A 16,538-nucleotide genomic window follows, 5' to 3' on the forward strand; every position below is an offset into this window, starting at 1 on the left:
CTGCTACTCCCCTTCGCCGGCGCTCTGGTCGGTCCTGATGAGGTTGGCGATGTTGAAGACGCCGCCGTGTTCCTCGAACTGCTGCTCCGCCCACAGGACGGTCTGGGTGCCCTGGTGCTTGACCATGCCGGGCGAGACGCCGAGCCGGAACGTGCCGGGGGCGGGCTTGCCCTCGGGCGTGTGCGGCAGGAAGTCCAGCGGGGAGGGGCCGGGTGAGGGGTAGACGAGCGCGTCGGTGCCGATCGCGACCGGGTAGACGCCGGCCGCGGCGGCGGTCTTCAGCATCTTGCGGTGCATGCTGACCCGGACGCCGGCCAGCACGGCGGCCCGGATGTCGGGGCGCCACGTGGCGCGTTCCAGGGCCGGCCACGGCTCGTAGTACGGCACCTGGCCCCGGTTGCGCTGACGCAGCTTGCCGATCCCGCCCTTCGCCGTGGCCTTGATCGCCTTGAGCACCAGATTCAGGGCCGGATCGGCGTCCCTGGAGCGGGCCATGGCGTCCAGGAACTCACTCCCGCCCATCGCGGTGGTGACGCCGAGGTCGGCCATCGTGGTCACGTACGCGTCGCGCAGCCGCTTGTACCAGGGGTCCAGGTAGCGGCCGGTCTGGGTGCGCACGTACGCCTCGATCGGGGCGACGTCGAAGCCGAGCTCGACGGCGTAGGCGACGGTCGGCGTGGCGTACCAGGCGGGGCCGGTCGGACGCTCGCCGGTCGGCGTGAACGGGCTGGGGAGCCGTTCGGCGTCGACGGCGCGGCCGTCCACCCGCACGCGGGAGAGGTCGACGTGGGAGAGGTCGACCAGCCAGGAACCGGGCAGCGCCGGGTCGAACTTCGGGTTGCCGGTCAGGTGGGTGGGGCCGTTCAGGCCGACGGTGAGTCCGTTCGTGGCGGCTGCGAACGCCATGTTGACGTCGATGGCGACCAGGTACGGGTTCACGCACTCGTCGTCGGTCAGCGGCCGGCACCAGTTGTAGGGCTCCTCCATCAGCATCTCGGCCGGGGTGCGCTGATGGTGCCGGGCGTACTTGCCCTTGAGGACGGGGTGTTCGTCCGGGACCTCGCACTCCACCACGTCGTACGGCCGGGTGAGGGCGTCGTCGTTGAACGCCTGCTTGAACTCGCCGGTGGCCTCGTCCTTCTGGGCCCGGGTCGGCGGGCGCAGCGCCGTCATCAGCTCCAGGCCGGTGACCGCCGTGGTGCCGCGCGGAGTCATCACCCGCTCCGCATACGTACCGAGGAAGCGGGCGAGGTCGGCGGCGTGCATGGTGGGCAGCTTCGGGTCGTTTTTGTCGTCCCACTCGTCGACGGGCAGGGCGCCCCAGGCCGGGATGCACAGCTGCACGCACCGGCGCCTGGATCCCTCCGGGGCGCGGTAGACGCGCGCCCATGCGCCGAAGCCGCGCTGGGTGAGCTGCTGCCCCGCTTGGGCGATCTGCTTGACCACCTTGTGGCCGGCCGAGAGACGCCCGGCACGCCGCTCCTCCTGGGACAGCTCGGCAGGCAGGCCGTACCGCTCCAGCGCGGCCGGGGTGAGGACGAGGACCGGGTCGGCGTCCTTGCCGTAGCGGTGCAGACGGGCCTGCCCGAGGCGGGCTTCCTCCACCGTCCAGTCGACCAGCGCGGGAACCGTCTTGGCCGGCACGTCCAGGACCAGGCCGCCGACGCAGTACGCCACTACCTGGCCCTCGTCATCGACGTCGATCACGGCCAGCGGACCGTTCTCGAACCGCCCGTCCACGGCCGCCGTGGCGGCCGGCCGCTTCGCCGCCTTCTTCGCATCCGGGCGCCGGGATGACGCGGCGGGCTTCGCGGCGGGCGCCGGGCGTAGGGCGGCCACCGGGGCTGGTGCCGCCGGCGCTTCGGCCGCCGGGACGGGGGCGGGTGCGGGTGCGGGGCTGGTGAACGCCTCCGGGACCGCCGGTGCCGGGGGCGCGGCGGGCGCGGCGGGTGCGTCGGTGGCCGGGGCGGGGAAGCGGGCGGCGAGGCCCTCCAGGAGCCGGGCGTACGCGGCGCGCTTGGGCGGCCTCGGCTCAGTCACACCCGATTCCCAGTTCCCGATGGTCTCTCGTCGGCTCTTCAGAGCCCTCGCGACCTGCTCCTGGCTCAGGCCGGCGGCTTCGCGCAGACGCTTGCGCTCCTCAGGCGACGGAAGGTCGTCCTGGGCGACCTCTTCCAGCAGTGCGTCGACGGCGCTGAACAGCTCGTCTTCTGTGGGCACCGAGCTCACCTCCGTGCCACACCCTACCTCAATCACGCATTGGATTTCACTTTGGATTTCTCATGAATTGCTCATTGCGGTAAAGGTCTTGGTGGAATGATCCAGCAATTGTGGAAGCGAGGAGCGCCGCACCCCGAGATGCGTCCGATCGTGGTGATCGTCGGCGCCCAGTCGGGAGCTGGAAAGTGCTCGGGCAGCGCGGTGGCGCCGTACACATCGGCCGCGACCTCTGCAAGGCCGCCCACCGTCACTACGCCATGGCGCCGGCCGCCGATGTCCGCACCGCCGGCGCGAAGATCCGGCCGGACACCACCCGCTGGCAGACCACCGTCGAAGAGTACGTCCGCGATCACGGACTGGATGCGGTCGTCGAGTCCGCCCTCTCCGACCCCGAGGAACTTCGTGCGTCGTCGGCGGCGTATCGCCGCTCCCGGCACCGGCATGATCAGCGGCTGGACGAGCTGAGTGCGGCGCGAGCCGGGGAACGTGACCGCCGCGGCACGGGTCGCCGGCCAGCCGACGTCCTTGGCGGTGGGGCCGTCGTTACGGCTGTGCTTGCGGGTTGGCCGGGCTGCGGGGTGCGCGGCCAGACGGTGCCGGTGGCGGTTCAGCGGGCGAGCACGGCGATGATCGCCCGGCCGTCGCACCGACTTGGGAGTTTTCTTGAGCGCACGTTCCAGATAAGTTAGGGTGGGGTCATGGCGAGGACCCGGGAGTTCGACACCGAAGCGGCGGTGAGCCGCGCTATGGAACTGTTCTGGACGCGCGGCTACGAGGCGACCTCGGTGCGCGATCTGACCCAGCACCTGGGGATCGGGCAGGGATCCCTGTACGCCGCGTTCGGTGACAAGGACGGCCTGTACCGGGCCGCGCTGGAGCACTACCGCACCACCCTCGCGGCGGCCGCCCTGCGCAGCCTGGAGCAGGAGGCGGACGCCCGCGCGGCGATCCGTACGCTGCTGACGGAGCGGATCCGCATCGCCGTCGAACACGGTGGCCAGGGCTGCCTGGCCGTCAACGCCGTCTGCGAGCGACTGCCCCAGGACCCGGCGACCCGGCGCACCGTGCGCGACATGCAGGACGCGAGCCGGGAAGCGCTCACCGAGGTACTGCGGGCCGCGATGGAGCGAGGCGAGATCACGGCACGGCACGACCCGCACACGGTCGCCGCGTTCCTGGTCACCTTCCTCAACGGACTGCTGGTCTCCTCGAAGATCACACCGGACGCGTCCGCCCTCGAACCCCTCGTGGAGCTCGCGCTGACCACTCTCGACTGAGGAGCCGGCCGTCTCGGCCCAGGTTTCCCATACCCAGAATCTGTAACGGGCGATCAAGAAAGTGGATATCGTCTCGCCGTGACGACGGCACCCCCTGAACGCGCCGAGGGTCCGCACCACTTGCCGACCCCATCAACCCACCACACCCAAGGCAGGAAGCACCACATCATGATGTACGACCACACCACGACGCCCCTGCGCACCGGCCGTGCCGCCGTCAACGGAACGAGCCTGCACTACCGCACGGCCGGAACCGGCCCCGCCGTGGTACTGCTGCACGGCGTGCCCAAGACCGGCTACCACTGGCGCCACCTCGTCCCGAAGCTGACGCCCCATCACACCGTCGTCGTGCCCGACCTGCGCGGTCTCGGCGACTCCGCCCACCCCGCCGACGGCTACGACTCCGCGACGATGAGCGACGACATCGCCGAGCTGATGGCCCACCTCGGACACGAGACCTATGCCGTGATCGGCGAGGACTGGGGTGCCGTGATCGGCTACCAGCTCGCCGCCCGCCACCGCGACCACGCCACGGCCCTGGTCTACGCCGAGGCCCTGCTCCCCGGCTTCGGCTTCGAGGACCACACCGCCCTCACCGCCGAGAACGTCTCCGGCGGCCTGCACCTGTGGCACCTGGGCTTCTACTTCCAGCCCGACGTCCCCGAGATGCTGATCGCCGGACACGAACGTGAACTGATCACCTACATGATCAAGAACGAGCGCAGCCACCCTGACACCGCCACCCCCGACGCGATCGAGGAGTACGTGCGCTGCTACTCCATGCCCGGCGGCATCCGCGCGATGCTCGCCATCTACCGGGCGATGCTCACCGATGCCGAACAGAACCGGCAGGCCGCGCGGCAGAAGCTGGACATCCCGGTCTTGGCGCTCGGCGGCTCCGCCTTCATCGGCGAGCGCAACGAGTCCCAGGCACGGCTCGTGGCCCACCACGTCACCGGACACGTCTTCGACGCGGGCCACGACCTCGCGGAGGAAGTACCCGACGAGATGGCCGACGTCATCCTGCCGTTCCTGGCAGCGCCCCGGTAGCCGACACCCATCACCGGGGTGGGAGGGGCCGGCAGACCGAACCGGTCACCGCACGCGGCCGCGTCACCTTCGGATCGAGGACACCAGCCGCGACTTCCCCGGGCCGCGGCTGCTGCCCGTGCTGCCCAAGGAACCGCCGCTGAAGTGGTCCGCCCACTACCGGCAGTCCCTGGACCCGCTCGACGTGTTCTCCCACGCGCTCACCAACCGCGTGATGGACGTTTCACTCTGCGCCAGGACGACGACCACTTGTCCCGGATCACCATCGACTCCACCGTCGTCACCCGGGAGACCTGGCGGTTCTCCGGGCTTCCTCTTCGTCGTCTTTCCCACCGAACCCCGGGTGTTTCCCCCACCGAACCCCCGGCCCTTCGTCGTCGACTTCGACAGCCCGTCTACGTCAACATCGTCGCCAAGGCCGCCCGCCTGGCTCACCCGCAAGGATTCCGACGCCCGCCTCACCGTCACCGAGATGCCCCCACCCCGACAGACCTGGCTCACCGACGACCAGGGCCACCGCTGAACCTCCGGACTCCGCCTCGTCGCCGAGACGGACTGAACCCGCGGCACGGCCGCGCCCCGGCTCGTACGAGACGGCGGCGCCGGACCGTCCCTGACACCTGAACAAGGCCGCACTGGGCCTACCCCTCTCCGGTGTCGCCCGTCCGGACGACACCGGGGTGCAGTAGCCGCCCAGTTCCGTACGGTCATGTGCAGGGCCGGAACACCCTCCGGCCCGGCCATGAGGAGGCGCGCCATGCGTCGCATCAGCTCGACACTCACCGTACTCGCGGCCGCCGGACTGCTCGCGCTCACCGTTCCCGGCCCGGCGTCCGCCACGACCGGATTCCTCCGCATCGGCGGAGTCGTCCACGACCACCCGCTGGGCTGCTACGAGGTCGCACAGCTGTCCACCGTGCTCAACTTCACGGACGTTCCCGTCCGCGTCCACAAGGTCCCGGGATGCCAGGGCAGCGTCGTCCAGATCCTCCCCCCGGGGCTGGCGACGCAGGTACCCGGGACCCACAGCATCCTCGTCAAAGACCCCCTCGGCCCCGTGGGATGACGTGCACGGCCAGCGGGACGGCCGGGGTGGGCCGGGGGCCGCGCACGGCGCCCCCGGCCATCTCGGGGCGTCGTGGGCGGTGCTCTCAGAGGGATGATCGCGCCGTCTGTGGCTTCCGCCGGAGTGGCGAGCACCTCGGTGGCGACGTTCCTGCCGCGGTCTGGCGGCGGCGCTGTGCCCGAGTCGCCTCGATCGAGGCCGGCGCATCGTGCGGGACGATGTCCGGCTCGGGGAACGCGCGGCGGCTCAGCTCCCGCATCGCCGCCGTCAGCCGCCCCACCGCTCCCGCGATGGCCGGGCCCACCCTCTCGAACCGTGTGATGCGGCGTCCGGCCCATCCCGCGAGGAGTTCCACCTGGCCGACCCCAAGGGCGGCCGACCGCCCAAGCACGGCGGCGAGTTCCTCTTCGGCGACCCCGCAACCTGGGGCATCGAGCAGGCCGTGACGGTCACGAGCACCCGGCTCCATGGGAAGGCGACCGCGCAGGCGCGGGACCGGCTGCACCCGCGGCTGACCCGCCGGGCCACATGGCTCGACCACGACAGGCCGCTGCCCATCATCGAGGGCACCGTCGTTCGCCTGGTCGTGGAGAGGCTGCCCAGTGTGGAATGGACGTGGTGGTCTCGCACCGGCGCCACCGGAGCGGGCATTGACCGCTGCTGGCAGTCCTTTCTCCGCCGGTTCGACATCGAGCACACGTTTCGCCTGTTCAAGCAGACCCTCGGGTAAACCAAGTCCCGGCTCCGCAGCTCCGAGGCGGCCGACCGGTGGACGTGGCTGCTGATCGCCGCCTATGAATCTCCCCCCTCCTGAACCGTCAGGAAGCCGACGAGGTTGGATGAAACTGCCGACCGCGTCCCACCGGCGGGTGAACCGGCTTGCCGGTGTGGGTGTATCGCTGTCGATGGCCCAGGCATCGGCCCCGCTGCTTGGATCGTGTTTTACGCGATATGAGCTGCTGAGTACGGTCCTGGGTTCTCAGTCGCTTTCCAGGAAGCGCGCGCCCGGCCCGGGCGTGCGGCAGATGTCTTCCGGGGCGAGGTGGCTGTGCCCCGCAGCGCACTCGAGGACGACCTTGACCGGCTCGTCGCAGGGGCTTGCATCCTCGACGGGCCGGTGCCGGACGATGACCGACGGGCCCTGCGGGTCGGCGAGATAGGTGTCGCCCCATTCCAGGAGCGCCACGAGCGTGGGCCGCAACGCCTTGCCCTGCTCGGTGAGCTCGTAGGCGAAGCGCTGCCGATCCCCGGGCTCCTGATAGGGCACGCGGCGCATCGCTCCTGCGGTCACCAAGGTTTCGAGCCGAGTCGCCAGGAGATTTCTGGCGATCCCGAGGCGGGAGTGGAACTCTCCGAACCGGCGTGCGCCGTCCAGCGCCTCACGGACGATCAGCAGCGACCAGCGCTCCCCCACCACCGAGAGGGCGCGCGCCACCGAGCAGTTCACCGGGTCGATTCGCCGCGTTTCCATGGGGCGAGTGTACCCGTCTGGGTTTACAAGTTGTACTTAGCCCTCGTAGTCTCCGACCTGAGTTGAAGAACTAAACTCACAAAGGAGATCGACCATGCCCATGCTCGACGTGTACATTCCCGACGGCGCGCTCCAGCCGGACGCCGAGGCGGCCCTGCTGAACCGCATCACCCAGATCCTCGTCCGCAACGAGGGATTCGACCCCTCCGACCCGGTGACCCGCTCCGTCTCCTGGCTCTGGCTGCACCGGCCGGCCGGCATCTACGTCGGCGGTGAACCCGCGGACGCACCTCGCTACAAGGTCGTCCCGTCCGTCCCCGAGGGCCAGCTCGACGAGCAGAAGCGTGCGCGCGTCATCGCCGAGGTCACCGAGGCGATCCTCGACGCGGAGAACGGAGCCTGGCCGCGTGACGCCAGCCGGATCTGGGTATTCCCCACCGAGATCCCCGAGGGCCACTGGGGCGGCTGGGGCCGGATCAGGCCGCTCGCGGCGATCCTCGCCCGACTCACCGGCGGCGACACCAAGCGGGCCCGCACCCTCGCGCGTGAGCGGATCGCTGCCAGCCGAGCCGAACACGCCCGCCTGCCCTGATGAGCGCCCAACGAAGTGGGGGATCGATGCGGCCGGTGACACAGTCGTGGACGCCCTCGCCGCCGACGCGGCTTTCCTGCCGAACCAGGTTCAGCGGCCGGCACCGGCCACAGGTCCGCCGGTCGCACACCTCCGACGCCGGTCCGCCCCAGCACCGCGACCGCCAGCGGTGTTCGCGGCACAGCTGGTCGGGGACCGACTGCGAGAACAGACCGCGCGGCGCAGCGCCGAGCAGCCCGCAGTGAGGTTCCCGGGTACTTCCGGGTCGGCCAGCAGCTGCAGCGCCTCCTCCAGCACGGCACAGCCATGGGTGTAACCGGAGCTCGCGGACGGGGGGCTCCCGGGCCACGCAGTCGGTCTGCAGCGTCGGCGGCCGCACGCCATTCCCAGGCGCCGGGCTATCCCTGCCACGTCCCCATCCCGTGACGCTCCTCTCGCTGCGCACTCGTTCGCACTCGTTCGGCCCCCTTGTAGACCTCGCCGCGCGGTCGGGTCGCGAGGACTTCCCTGCAGCTCGCCCAGACGGCTCCCGAAGGGGCCGGGCAGGCTGGGGCACCGCGGCAGCCGCTTCGTCATGGGCTGGAGCGCTCACGGGTTCAAGCGCCAATGGGGCGTGAAAATGACCCGCACCGTCTTCCGCGTCAAGATCTACCGCAAGCACTACGACTGGTTCCACGGAGGTTTCCCGTCATGCAAACGGACGGTCCCGCCCAATGGACAGCAGCAGTGGGATCGGCCCTCACCGCGGCTGACGCCGCTCCGGACACCGTGACCGCTGAAAAGACAGAGACCGATGGCTGGTCCGTCGACTGGGAGGGGCAGTGCCGGCGAATCCCTGTGTGGTTCACCCTGTACGGTCACCACGCAGCACCTACAGCTGAAGTGCGCATCAACGACTGGATCTTCAGCCCCGTACGTCTCGATCAGGTGGAAGAGCTGCTGGTGAAGGCCCTTACCGGTGATGCCATGCTTCGGCGTGGTATAGCGGGACTTACCCCTTGGCGCCTGGAGATTACCGTTGGCGAAGAAATCATCACCAACGATGACCGGGAAGGCAGCGGCAAGCCCGACAGCGCATGGGAACTCAAGCTGCTGCAGAACCCGCGTTAAACCGCCGTACGGCCCGATGCCGTGCAGGGGGCTCGCCATTGCCAGTGGCGGGCCCCACACAGCGACTCGGAGACCGACGGCGCCCCATCCGGCGATCAACTCCCGGGAACGCGAACGGGCGGCCCCAGGCACGACCTCATCCCGCCTCAGATTGGGCAAGGGGTGGGTGGGACGGGCCGCCTCCGGGGTGGCCAGCAGGGCGACGATGGTGACGGGCTGATCGCAGTGCGGGCAGTTCCCGATGGCGGTGGAAGTAAAGACTCGGGCATCCAGTTGGAGGAAAGAGCGGCGGCCGGGCTGGGCAGACGCGCCGGCGATGTCCCGCTCGGTGCTGCCGGGACCGCCGGCTCCTTCAGCTCGACGAGCGCCTGGAGCACGCCGCGGCCCGGCCGGTGATCGGACCGAAGACGATCGTCGGCGACCACGGGAAGGTCTTCGCCTCCCGTAACGGGTGGTTGATGCCGCGGTGCGGGACCTGCGGATGGTCTTGCCTCCAAGCCGCGACGAACAGGCGCTCTTTTCCGTAGAGTTGGGCTCAGATCACTGCGAGGGGGAGATGTGACCTCTGTGGGTGGGCCGTCCGACGAAGCGTCGCTGCCGTTCTGGGTGACGTACGACGAACAGGACGATACGCAGGATGACTCGATGGGCCTGTTCGGCAGTGCTGAGGGTGATGCCAGACTCCGGCACATACCGCTCGGCCCGCTGCGCAGAAACCTCTCCGAAGCGGTACAGGCTCTGCAACAGCTGTTCGCTGACGCCGCTGCCCATGACGGACCGTTGCCGCTGCGGGAAGCTCACCTGTCGTTCCAGGTCACCGCCGGCGGTGGTGTGCAGTTCATCGGTACGACCCAACTGCAGGGCAGTCGGGGCATCACCCTCGTCTTCAGGCAGTGACGTCATCGCCATGGGCGTCTACAGAGCTCTGCTGATCGGAGCCAGCAACTACGAGGCACGCGGAGTGGCTCCCCTCCCCTTCATTCCGGGCGATCTGGCCCGCCTGGGTGCCGTGTTGCGGGAACGCGGCTTCCAGGACGTCCAGATTCTCTCGGGCCGGGAAGGCGGCAAACAGGTCACCGCCAACTATGTGAACGCCAGGGTGACCGGGTTCCTGAGGCGCGCTCGTGCCGGTGAAACGCTGCTGATCGTGCTGAGCGGGCATGGCATCCACGCCTCCGGCCGCGACTACCTGGTCCCGGAGGACATCGACGAGGACACACACCCCTTCGCGTCCGGCTGTGTTCCCATCGACTGGCATCACCATCTCGACGAGACCCGGGCCGGACACGTGCTGTTCCTCATCGACGCCTGCCGAGAGGGGATAGAGCAGGACCACATGGGCGTGGACGGCGTCAGGCAGTGGGGTCGGCAAAAGGTCAGTGCCGCGTTGCGACGCAAAGTGGCTTACGTCTACGGATGTTCACCGGCACAGCTCGCCCTTTTCGTCCGCGCTGACGACTCCGCTGCCGAAGGAGCGGGCCTCGATGTCCCTCCCGGAGAGTCCTTCAGTCTCTTCTCCCGGGCGGTGTCCGACGTCCTGCGCCTGTGGCCCAGTGACAGTCGGATGAGTCTGGTGGACTTCAAGGATGCGGTGCAGCCGCGCATCGAGGAGCTGCACCGCGCCTACCGCAAGCGGGGGGAACCCCAGACGTTGCGGATCATCACCGACCTGCCGGCCGAGACGTTCTTCTTCCTGCCCGATGCGCAGGGTCACCGGCCGACGCGGCCTGCCCGGACGCCACCCTCCCCCGGGCCGGTTCAAAGGCACCGCTCCATGCGGTTCACGGTGCTGCTGACCAGCTTGGCTGTCATCGCCACCTCGGTCACGACCGCCTGGGTACTGACGGCGAGCGCGCTCAAGGACAACGATTCCCGCAGCAGCCAGTCGGCCGGGGCGGGTTCGCAGGATCCGCCGGCTCGGAGTCACTCATCGTCCCCGGAGCCGGAGAAGTCGAGCGGAAGTCCCACGGACGCCGACGGAAGTCGGCCGGGCACACAAGTGACCGGCACTCCCCAAGGGGCAGGGAAGGTGTCGACCAGCCCACCCAACTGCCCGTCCAGTGCCACGCGCCTCACTGTGCGAAGCGTCCGCAACTCCTACCGGCCGACCGAGACGCCCACATTCGAGATCACTGCCCGCAATGTCTCATCGGCCGCGTGCACATTCGACTTCGGTTTCGCGTCGACCACCCTCACGATCTCCAAAGCCGCGCTGAGCGGGACGTTCTGGTCTTCGGCCGACTGCCCGGCGGGCAACAGCCTTCTGAAGCAACTCGTACCGGCCCGGGACAGCGTGTCTCACACAGTCGAGTGGAATCGCACCCCGAGCGCCCCCCAGTGCGGCACACCGACACCGAATGAGCCGGCCGGAGCCGGCACCTACCTGGTGACGGTGATCACCCCAGGCGTACCCCAGGCCCACGACTCGTTCGTTCTGAGCCAGGATTAGAAGCACACCGAGAGCAACCTTTCCTAACTGATCATTTCAGAATGAGTTTGACTCAGGGGCTTGGCAGTTGGGCTGGCGGGCGGCAGAGTTCTGCAGGTGCCGGATGATCTTGTGCCTGATGATCTGTGAACTCCGATAACTCACCCCGGAGCCGTTCCGCTACGACAGCCCGGCCAACATCGCCGCATGGGTGCGCCACCTGACCGGCGTCGAGGAGACGCGCCGCGTCTTCTCGACGCCGGCCCACGCAGCTGAGCTCGGGCACGGTGCCCGAGTACCTCTACAAGCGCACCGGCGGAGTCGTCGGCTTCCTCGAACGGCTCATCGAGGACGGCTACCGCGAGGCCGTGGACCGCGGGCTGGAGTCAGTGGCCGAAGGGCTGCTGGACTCCGTCGTCATCATCGACCTGACGCCTGCCACGGACCGCGACCCGGACGCCGGCATCACCTCGCTGTGTTAGCCGCTGTAAGCCCTGGGCAGGTCTGTGCGGGCACGGAGAGAACCCGCGAACCGTCACGCGTGATCCGGTAACACTGCCGGCTGGTCCCTTCCGATACCGCGACCGAAATCTTCACCGTGCTACCAGTCCTCGAGATGGTGCCCACCGTGAGGAACCGTCGGTAGGGGGCGAGAGCCCGCCGCACTCCGGCACGGTTCAGCTCCGCCGCTTCCAAGGCAGCGACACGTTGGCCGGCTATGTGGGCGCCGTTGCCGATCGAGACGGACGGGCCGCAGGTGTCGTTTTTCAAAACGGACATCGCTGATGCCCAATCGTGGCCTTTTGCCAGGGTATAGGTGTATTCGAGGCATCTGACGATCATGTCCTGGCCGATGCCGAAGAGGGTCCTGGTTTTGTACTCGGCCCGTTTGGCCACGCGGGCCCTGAACACATGACGGGACGCGTCGTAGGAGATCACGGGAGCACCGGTGTGCTGGTGGGTAACGGCTGTGAGAGCATCCGGATCGGCCGGGCCTGCGTCGCCGAGGGCACGTATGGTCTCGTTCTTCGTTCGGCGGAGTTGGTCGTCGAATGCCAACAGAGCCTGCTGCCGGTGCTCAGTATTGATCTTGTCGGTGTGCCATGACCAGTACCACAACACGCCGAGTACGGTGCCGAACACGACGATCAGCACGACCAGGAGGATCAGACAGCCGGTGGTCATGGCACGATCCAGCCGTGCCATGACCACCTGACCAGGTCCGCGAAGAGACTGCACACTAACTGCCCGCCACCTTGATGCCGCTCCTCTTCAGCTCATCGACCTTGGCCTTCTGCTGGTCACGCATGTAGTCGGCCAGGTGGTTGAGAGTATCGAAGTCGCCCGCCCGGCACTGGCTTTCACCGACGATGTGAAGATAGCCCGTAAGAACGATCTGCACGTTCGATGCCGCACCGGCGATCTGGTCGATCACGATTCCGGAATCGGCGACCGCTTGATCGATCTTTTCCGTGCAGTCGTTCCTGTCGCATACGTCGATCCTGGCGTAGCAGTTCTTGACGGCACTCGGGTCCGTGGCTCCGCCACGCCGAGCGGAGGAATGGCTGGAGACCGCCCTGGACGTCCTGACCTACCGGGTGGCCTACCAGGTCACCGATCCCGTCCTCGCGCTCGGCAGCGCACCCGACGCGAGCCGATGCCCTCGGCGGGCCGCACGGTTCAAGGAGCTGAAACGGGGCCTGTGGAACTGGGGATAGCCGTGCGCTCCCTGGCCTGCCCAGTGGTGCAACCCGGGCCGGGCCGAGTCCGAGTCCGCCCTCCCTTGTCCGGGGGAACCCGTCAGGCCGGTGGGGCCGCCGATACGGCCGCTCGGGGCCGGATGGGGTGATCCGGCCAGGGAAAGGCCGGAAACGATCGTGTGACGCGAGACCTTCGTGGGGAGGTAGGAGCGGTCTCATCGCTTGGAGTAATCAGGGGGTCACGTGGGGTGGAAAAGTTCGTTCGATCAGGCGATGCGGAAGCTCGCCGCTATAGAGGGCCAGTTGAAGGCCACGCAGCAGAAGGTCGAGCGTCTCGACGATCCGACGGTCGGGCTGACCGCCCTGCACGGCGAGCTGGTTCAGAGCCGCCTGAAGATCGTCGAGAAGATCGAGGGGGGCGTCACCGGGCTGCGCGAGGAGAACCGGGAGATTCGCCGGCGCCAGGACCGGATGATCAGCGACCTGAACGACACACGGGGTGAACTGCGACAGCTGCTCGACCTCGCCGAGGTCCTACAGTCCGCCGCTCCGCCCCGGACGCCCGGCGAGAGCACGCCGACGCCTTCCGGGGAGACGGAGCAGCCGACCGGCCCCGAAACCGGCTATGGCCTGACCGACTCCGTCGAAGCCCGGCCGCCCGCCGCCGACACCGCACACCAGGGGGAAACCATGGAGAACACCGAGCACCAGCCGCAGCCCGAGGACGGCGCCCAGGAACAGGACCCCGCGCTGAAGAAGGCCATCGAGGCCGCCTACCAGGGCACCGCCACACCCGCCGGCCACTCCCCCGCAGCCGCGCCGCAGGCCTCCGCCGGAGCGGACGATCCGCGCATCGCCCACGGAGTCCTGCTGCTGAAGGCCGCCGGCGTGGCCTCCGTCGAACTGATCGCGCACCGCGACACCTGGGAGTGGCTCGCCGCCCTGGCCGCCGGCCACAGCCATTTCCGCACCCCGCCCTCCGTCGAGGACATCAAGGACGGCCGCGAGGGCCGCGTCCAGACCGTCCTTTCCGGACGCTCCCTCATCGCCCTGCTGATCGAGCTGTGGAACACCCGCTCCACCGCGGCTCCGCTGCAGAGCGAATGGGCCCTGGCCACGATGACGTACAACCGCATCGCGGCCGAACTCACCGACCCCGCCGGGCAGGGCCAGACCATCCGGATCGTCCTCGACGACGGCTATCCGCCGGAGACCGGCGACTGAGCGTCACCGTCTACGGAACAAGAGACGGCGGCAGTTCCGCACCGGTGCGGGACTGCCGCCGGAAGCGGGGCAACGCGCCCTGACCGCCGGACATCCCGGCCGGCCGTGCGCGAGGATGCCCCGGCGGGAATCACCGAGGGGGCGTGCGTGCGGCGTCTTCGGACATGCCGGGACGCCATCCGATCGTGGCGCGTCCCAGGCCGTCGTCCGTGTCAGCGACGCCTGCCCGGCGCCGATGGTGGGGTGCTGTTGCGGCGGCCCGGGCCTCGTCGCTGCCTTCGTCTGCCAGGGCCGGCCTGCCGGGTGGCAGGCGGCCGGGGCAGGCCGCACGGATCACCCGGCGCCGGGCTCTGGTTACGGTCGGCCTGCCAGGGAGGTCAGGGCTTCGTCCGTGAGCCGGTACACCGCCCATTCCTGCTGGGGGCGGGCGCCCAGTGCCTCGTAGAAGTCGATCGCGGGACGGTTCCAGTTCAGCACCGACCATTCCAGGCGCTCGTAGCCGCGTGCGACGCAGATACGGGCGAGCTCCGTCAGCAGGGCCTTGCCGTGGCCGCCGCCGCGGGCCTCGGGGCGGACGTACAGGTCCTCCAGGTAGATGCCGTGCACGCCCCGCCAGGTGGAGAAGTTGAGGAACCACAGCGCGAAGCCCACGACCTCGCCGTCGGTGTCCTCGGCCACATGTGCGTAGGCGGCCGGGCGCTCGCCGAACAACGCCTCGGTGAGCTGTTCCTTCGTCGCTCTGACCTCGTCGAGTGCCTTTTCGTACTCGGCGAGTTCGCGGATCAGGGTATGGATGACGGGAATGTCGGCGGGGGTCGCGGTACGGATCATGCCCCGAGTCTCACACGCGGCACCCGTCCGGTCGGCCGCCGGGCCCGCCGGCCGGGGGTGCCGCTCGGACCTGGGCGGGCCGGCTCCGGGCGGCCAGTCGATGACGCGGTGTTCGGGCAATGGGGAGGGACGGTGTCGTCCTGCTGGTCCGATCCCTCGGCCCGCAGGGCCTCAACGGCTGCCGGGGGCGCACCGGGTGGTTCTGGGGGCCGCTGTGGTGGACGGGCTTGGCGGATACGGTGTGCGGCGGCCGGGAGGTCGGTGACTCGAGCGGGTTCGGTACCGGTGGCAGTGGCGAGGTGGCCGGCACGCAGACGGAGATCGTCATGAAAGAGCGCGGTGTCTTCAGCCGGAGAGGCGGTACGGCCGCAGGGGCGGGCGATGGTCCGGGTGTGTTCTTCCCCGGCCCAGGCCGAGGCCGAGGGCGCTTCCCGGTCATGGCCCCGGTCCAGTTGCCGGCGATGAGGCCGAAGAGGTGGGTGGCGCTGAGCGGGTCGGAAAGTGACGGGCCGGTCAGCCGACGGAGCCGGCGCGTGCGCCCCGAACGGGGGCAGGCACGCGTGCCGCTCGCGCTGCAACCGCTGCCGGGGGGAGGCTCAACGAAGGGCCAGCAGGCCGTACAGGAGGGGGATACGGGGCTCGGGCAGCCGCCACCAGCCGGAGTCCGTACGGACCATCCGCGGCCAGCGCGGCCAGGGGAGCTCGTCGCTCTCCCGCAGTCGCCGGACGCTCATTCCCGCTTCCGTCACCGCGGTCACGACCTCGCCCATTCCGTGCATCCACTCGTAACTGTCCGTGGCGCCCTCGACGGCCGGGCCGTCGGTGTAGGTGTGGGTGGCATCCCGGTGCACCGGACCGGCGCCCCCCAGGTAGTCGTGGCGCAGCAGCAGCTCCGGCCCCTCACCCAGCCCCGGTTTCGGGCCGAGCGCGTGGAGCAGCGGGTGGAACTCCACGACGTACAGCCGCCCGCCCGGCCGCAGAAGCCCGGCCACGACATCCGCCCACCGGTCGAGGTCGGGCAGATAGCACAGGGCGCCCTTGCCGGTGTAGACGACGTCGAACCGCCGGCCCTCGAGCGCCTTCACGGCGTCGTACACGTTGGCCTGGACGTAGGTGACGTCGAGGCCCGACTTAGCGGCGAGGTCCCGCGCGGCCGTCACGGACGCCGCCGAGAAGTCCAGGCCGACCGCCCGGGCGCCGCGCCGGGCGAAGGCGAGCGTCTCCGTGCCGAGGTGGCACTGGAGGTGCAGCACGTCCCGGCCGGACAACTCGCCGAGGTCCTCCCACTCGAACGCGGCGAACCAGCGCTCCGGATCCAGGTCCTCGTCCAGGCCGTAGAAGCGGCTGGTGACGTGGACCGGAGTGCGGGCGTCCCAGTTCGCCTGGTTGGCGCGCATCAGCCGCGCGTGCTCGGCGGAGGTCATGAGGACATCCAAGCGCGTGCCGGCCGCGCGCGGGGGAGGAAGACCGGAAAAGTGCCGTGGCGGGTGATGATTCGGCCGGTTCCTGTGCGTCGGTGGGGTGTCGGTAGCTGGGGTGCAGGCAGCTGAGGAGAACCGGGAAGGCGCA

The 16,538-nt window shown here is 69.4% G+C and carries 17 protein-coding genes and 2 pseudogenes; 12 read left to right on the forward strand and 7 right to left on the reverse strand.

The window, feature by feature from the left end:
- Positions 1-3 precede the first annotated feature (3 nt).
- Positions 4-2,220 (reverse strand): telomere-associated protein Tap, encoded by a 2,217-nt coding sequence (tap, locus tag IH25_RS0126140; protein WP_030615396.1) that lies wholly within the window; start codon positions 2,218-2,220, stop codon positions 4-6.
- Between the two features lie 185 nt (positions 2,221-2,405).
- Between tap and IH25_RS37830 the strand changes: the two genes are divergently transcribed.
- The 4 genes from IH25_RS37830 (at position 2,406) to IH25_RS0126160 (ending at position 5,613) form a co-directional block, all read left to right on the forward strand.
- Positions 2,406-2,909, forward strand: coding sequence for a zeta toxin family protein (locus IH25_RS37830; RefSeq protein ID WP_037655613.1), 504 nt, complete (start codon positions 2,406-2,408; stop codon positions 2,907-2,909).
- Between the two features lie 9 nt (positions 2,910-2,918).
- Positions 2,919-3,497, forward strand: coding sequence for a TetR/AcrR family transcriptional regulator (locus tag IH25_RS0126150; RefSeq protein WP_030615399.1), 579 nt, complete (start codon positions 2,919-2,921; stop codon positions 3,495-3,497).
- Between the two features lie 168 nt (positions 3,498-3,665).
- Positions 3,666-4,547: an alpha/beta fold hydrolase gene (locus IH25_RS0126155; protein ID WP_030615402.1), complete on the forward strand. Its 882-nt coding sequence runs from the start codon at positions 3,666-3,668 to the stop codon at positions 4,545-4,547.
- Between the two features lie 757 nt (positions 4,548-5,304).
- On the forward strand, positions 5,305-5,613 hold the full coding sequence (locus IH25_RS0126160) for a hypothetical protein (RefSeq protein ID WP_030615406.1): 309 nt from the start codon (positions 5,305-5,307) through the stop codon (positions 5,611-5,613).
- An 85-nt stretch (positions 5,614-5,698) separates the two neighbouring features.
- Here IH25_RS0126160 and IH25_RS43270 read toward each other — a convergent pair.
- Positions 5,699-5,920: pseudogene (locus tag IH25_RS43270) on the reverse strand (DUF721 domain-containing protein); the annotation flags it as partial.
- Positions 5,921-5,943: 23 nt separating this feature from the next.
- Between IH25_RS43270 and IH25_RS37835 the strand changes: the two are divergent.
- Positions 5,944-6,409 (forward strand): annotated as a pseudogene (locus tag IH25_RS37835) (NF041680 family putative transposase); the annotation flags it as partial.
- Between the two features lie 183 nt (positions 6,410-6,592).
- On the opposite strand, the gene IH25_RS0126170 reads toward IH25_RS37835, so the two are convergent.
- Positions 6,593-7,084, reverse strand: coding sequence for a winged helix-turn-helix transcriptional regulator (locus IH25_RS0126170; protein WP_030615412.1), 492 nt, complete (start codon positions 7,082-7,084; stop codon positions 6,593-6,595).
- Between the two features lie 94 nt (positions 7,085-7,178).
- Between IH25_RS0126170 and IH25_RS0126175 the strand changes: the two genes are divergently transcribed.
- The 5 genes from IH25_RS0126175 (at position 7,179) to IH25_RS0126200 (ending at position 11,696) form a co-directional block, all read left to right on the forward strand.
- Positions 7,179-7,676 (forward strand): tautomerase family protein, encoded by a 498-nt coding sequence (locus tag IH25_RS0126175; RefSeq protein ID WP_037655616.1) that lies wholly within the window; start codon positions 7,179-7,181, stop codon positions 7,674-7,676.
- Positions 7,677-8,366: 690 nt separating this feature from the next.
- On the forward strand, positions 8,367-8,786 hold the full coding sequence (locus tag IH25_RS0126180) for a hypothetical protein (protein WP_157847018.1): 420 nt from the start codon (positions 8,367-8,369) through the stop codon (positions 8,784-8,786).
- A gap of 558 nt (positions 8,787-9,344) precedes the next feature.
- On the forward strand, positions 9,345-9,683 hold the full coding sequence (locus IH25_RS41325; protein ID WP_030615422.1) for a Pepco domain-containing protein: 339 nt from the start codon (positions 9,345-9,347) through the stop codon (positions 9,681-9,683).
- Positions 9,684-9,693: 10 nt separating this feature from the next.
- The gene (locus IH25_RS38640) at positions 9,694-11,235 is read left to right on the forward strand and encodes a caspase family protein (RefSeq protein WP_051754113.1); all 1,542 of its coding nucleotides are present in this window, start codon (positions 9,694-9,696) and stop codon (positions 11,233-11,235) included.
- Between the two features lie 266 nt (positions 11,236-11,501).
- Positions 11,502-11,696: a hypothetical protein gene (locus IH25_RS0126200; protein WP_030615426.1), complete on the forward strand. Its 195-nt coding sequence runs from the start codon at positions 11,502-11,504 to the stop codon at positions 11,694-11,696.
- On the opposite strand, the gene IH25_RS0126205 is transcribed toward IH25_RS0126200, so the two are convergent.
- On the reverse strand, positions 11,680-12,420 hold the full coding sequence (locus IH25_RS0126205) for a hypothetical protein (protein WP_157847019.1): 741 nt from the start codon (positions 12,418-12,420) through the stop codon (positions 11,680-11,682). The two genes, IH25_RS0126200 and IH25_RS0126205, sit on opposite strands and share 17 nt — an antisense overlap.
- Before the next feature lie 34 nt (positions 12,421-12,454).
- Entirely contained in the window at positions 12,455-12,649 is a 195-nt protein-coding gene (locus IH25_RS0126210) for a hypothetical protein (RefSeq protein ID WP_030615431.1), read from the reverse strand.
- Between the two features lie 100 nt (positions 12,650-12,749).
- On the opposite strand from IH25_RS0126210, the gene IH25_RS41330 reads away from it, so the two are divergent.
- Both IH25_RS41330 and IH25_RS0126215 read left to right on the forward strand, forming a co-directional pair.
- Positions 12,750-12,932, forward strand: coding sequence for a hypothetical protein (locus IH25_RS41330; protein WP_157847020.1), 183 nt, complete (start codon positions 12,750-12,752; stop codon positions 12,930-12,932).
- A gap of 255 nt (positions 12,933-13,187) precedes the next feature.
- A complete protein-coding gene (locus IH25_RS0126215) occupies positions 13,188-14,138 on the forward strand; it encodes a hypothetical protein (RefSeq protein WP_030615434.1) in 951 nt (316 codons plus the stop codon).
- A 354-nt stretch (positions 14,139-14,492) separates the two neighbouring features.
- On the opposite strand, the gene IH25_RS0126220 is transcribed toward IH25_RS0126215, so the two are convergent.
- Both IH25_RS0126220 and IH25_RS0126225 read right to left on the reverse strand, forming a co-directional pair.
- Positions 14,493-14,969: a GNAT family N-acetyltransferase gene (locus tag IH25_RS0126220; protein WP_030615437.1), complete on the reverse strand. Its 477-nt coding sequence runs from the start codon at positions 14,967-14,969 to the stop codon at positions 14,493-14,495.
- Positions 14,970-15,565: 596 nt separating this feature from the next.
- Positions 15,566-16,393, reverse strand: a complete 828-nt coding sequence (locus tag IH25_RS0126225) for a class I SAM-dependent methyltransferase (RefSeq protein WP_030615440.1) — start codon at positions 16,391-16,393, stop codon at positions 15,566-15,568.
- Positions 16,394-16,538: the final 145 nt, after the last annotated feature.

The sequence above is a fragment of the Streptomyces achromogenes subsp. achromogenes genome, assembly GCF_000720835.1.
GTDB classification, from domain to species: Bacteria; Actinomycetota; Actinomycetes; order Streptomycetales; family Streptomycetaceae; genus Streptomyces; species Streptomyces achromogenes.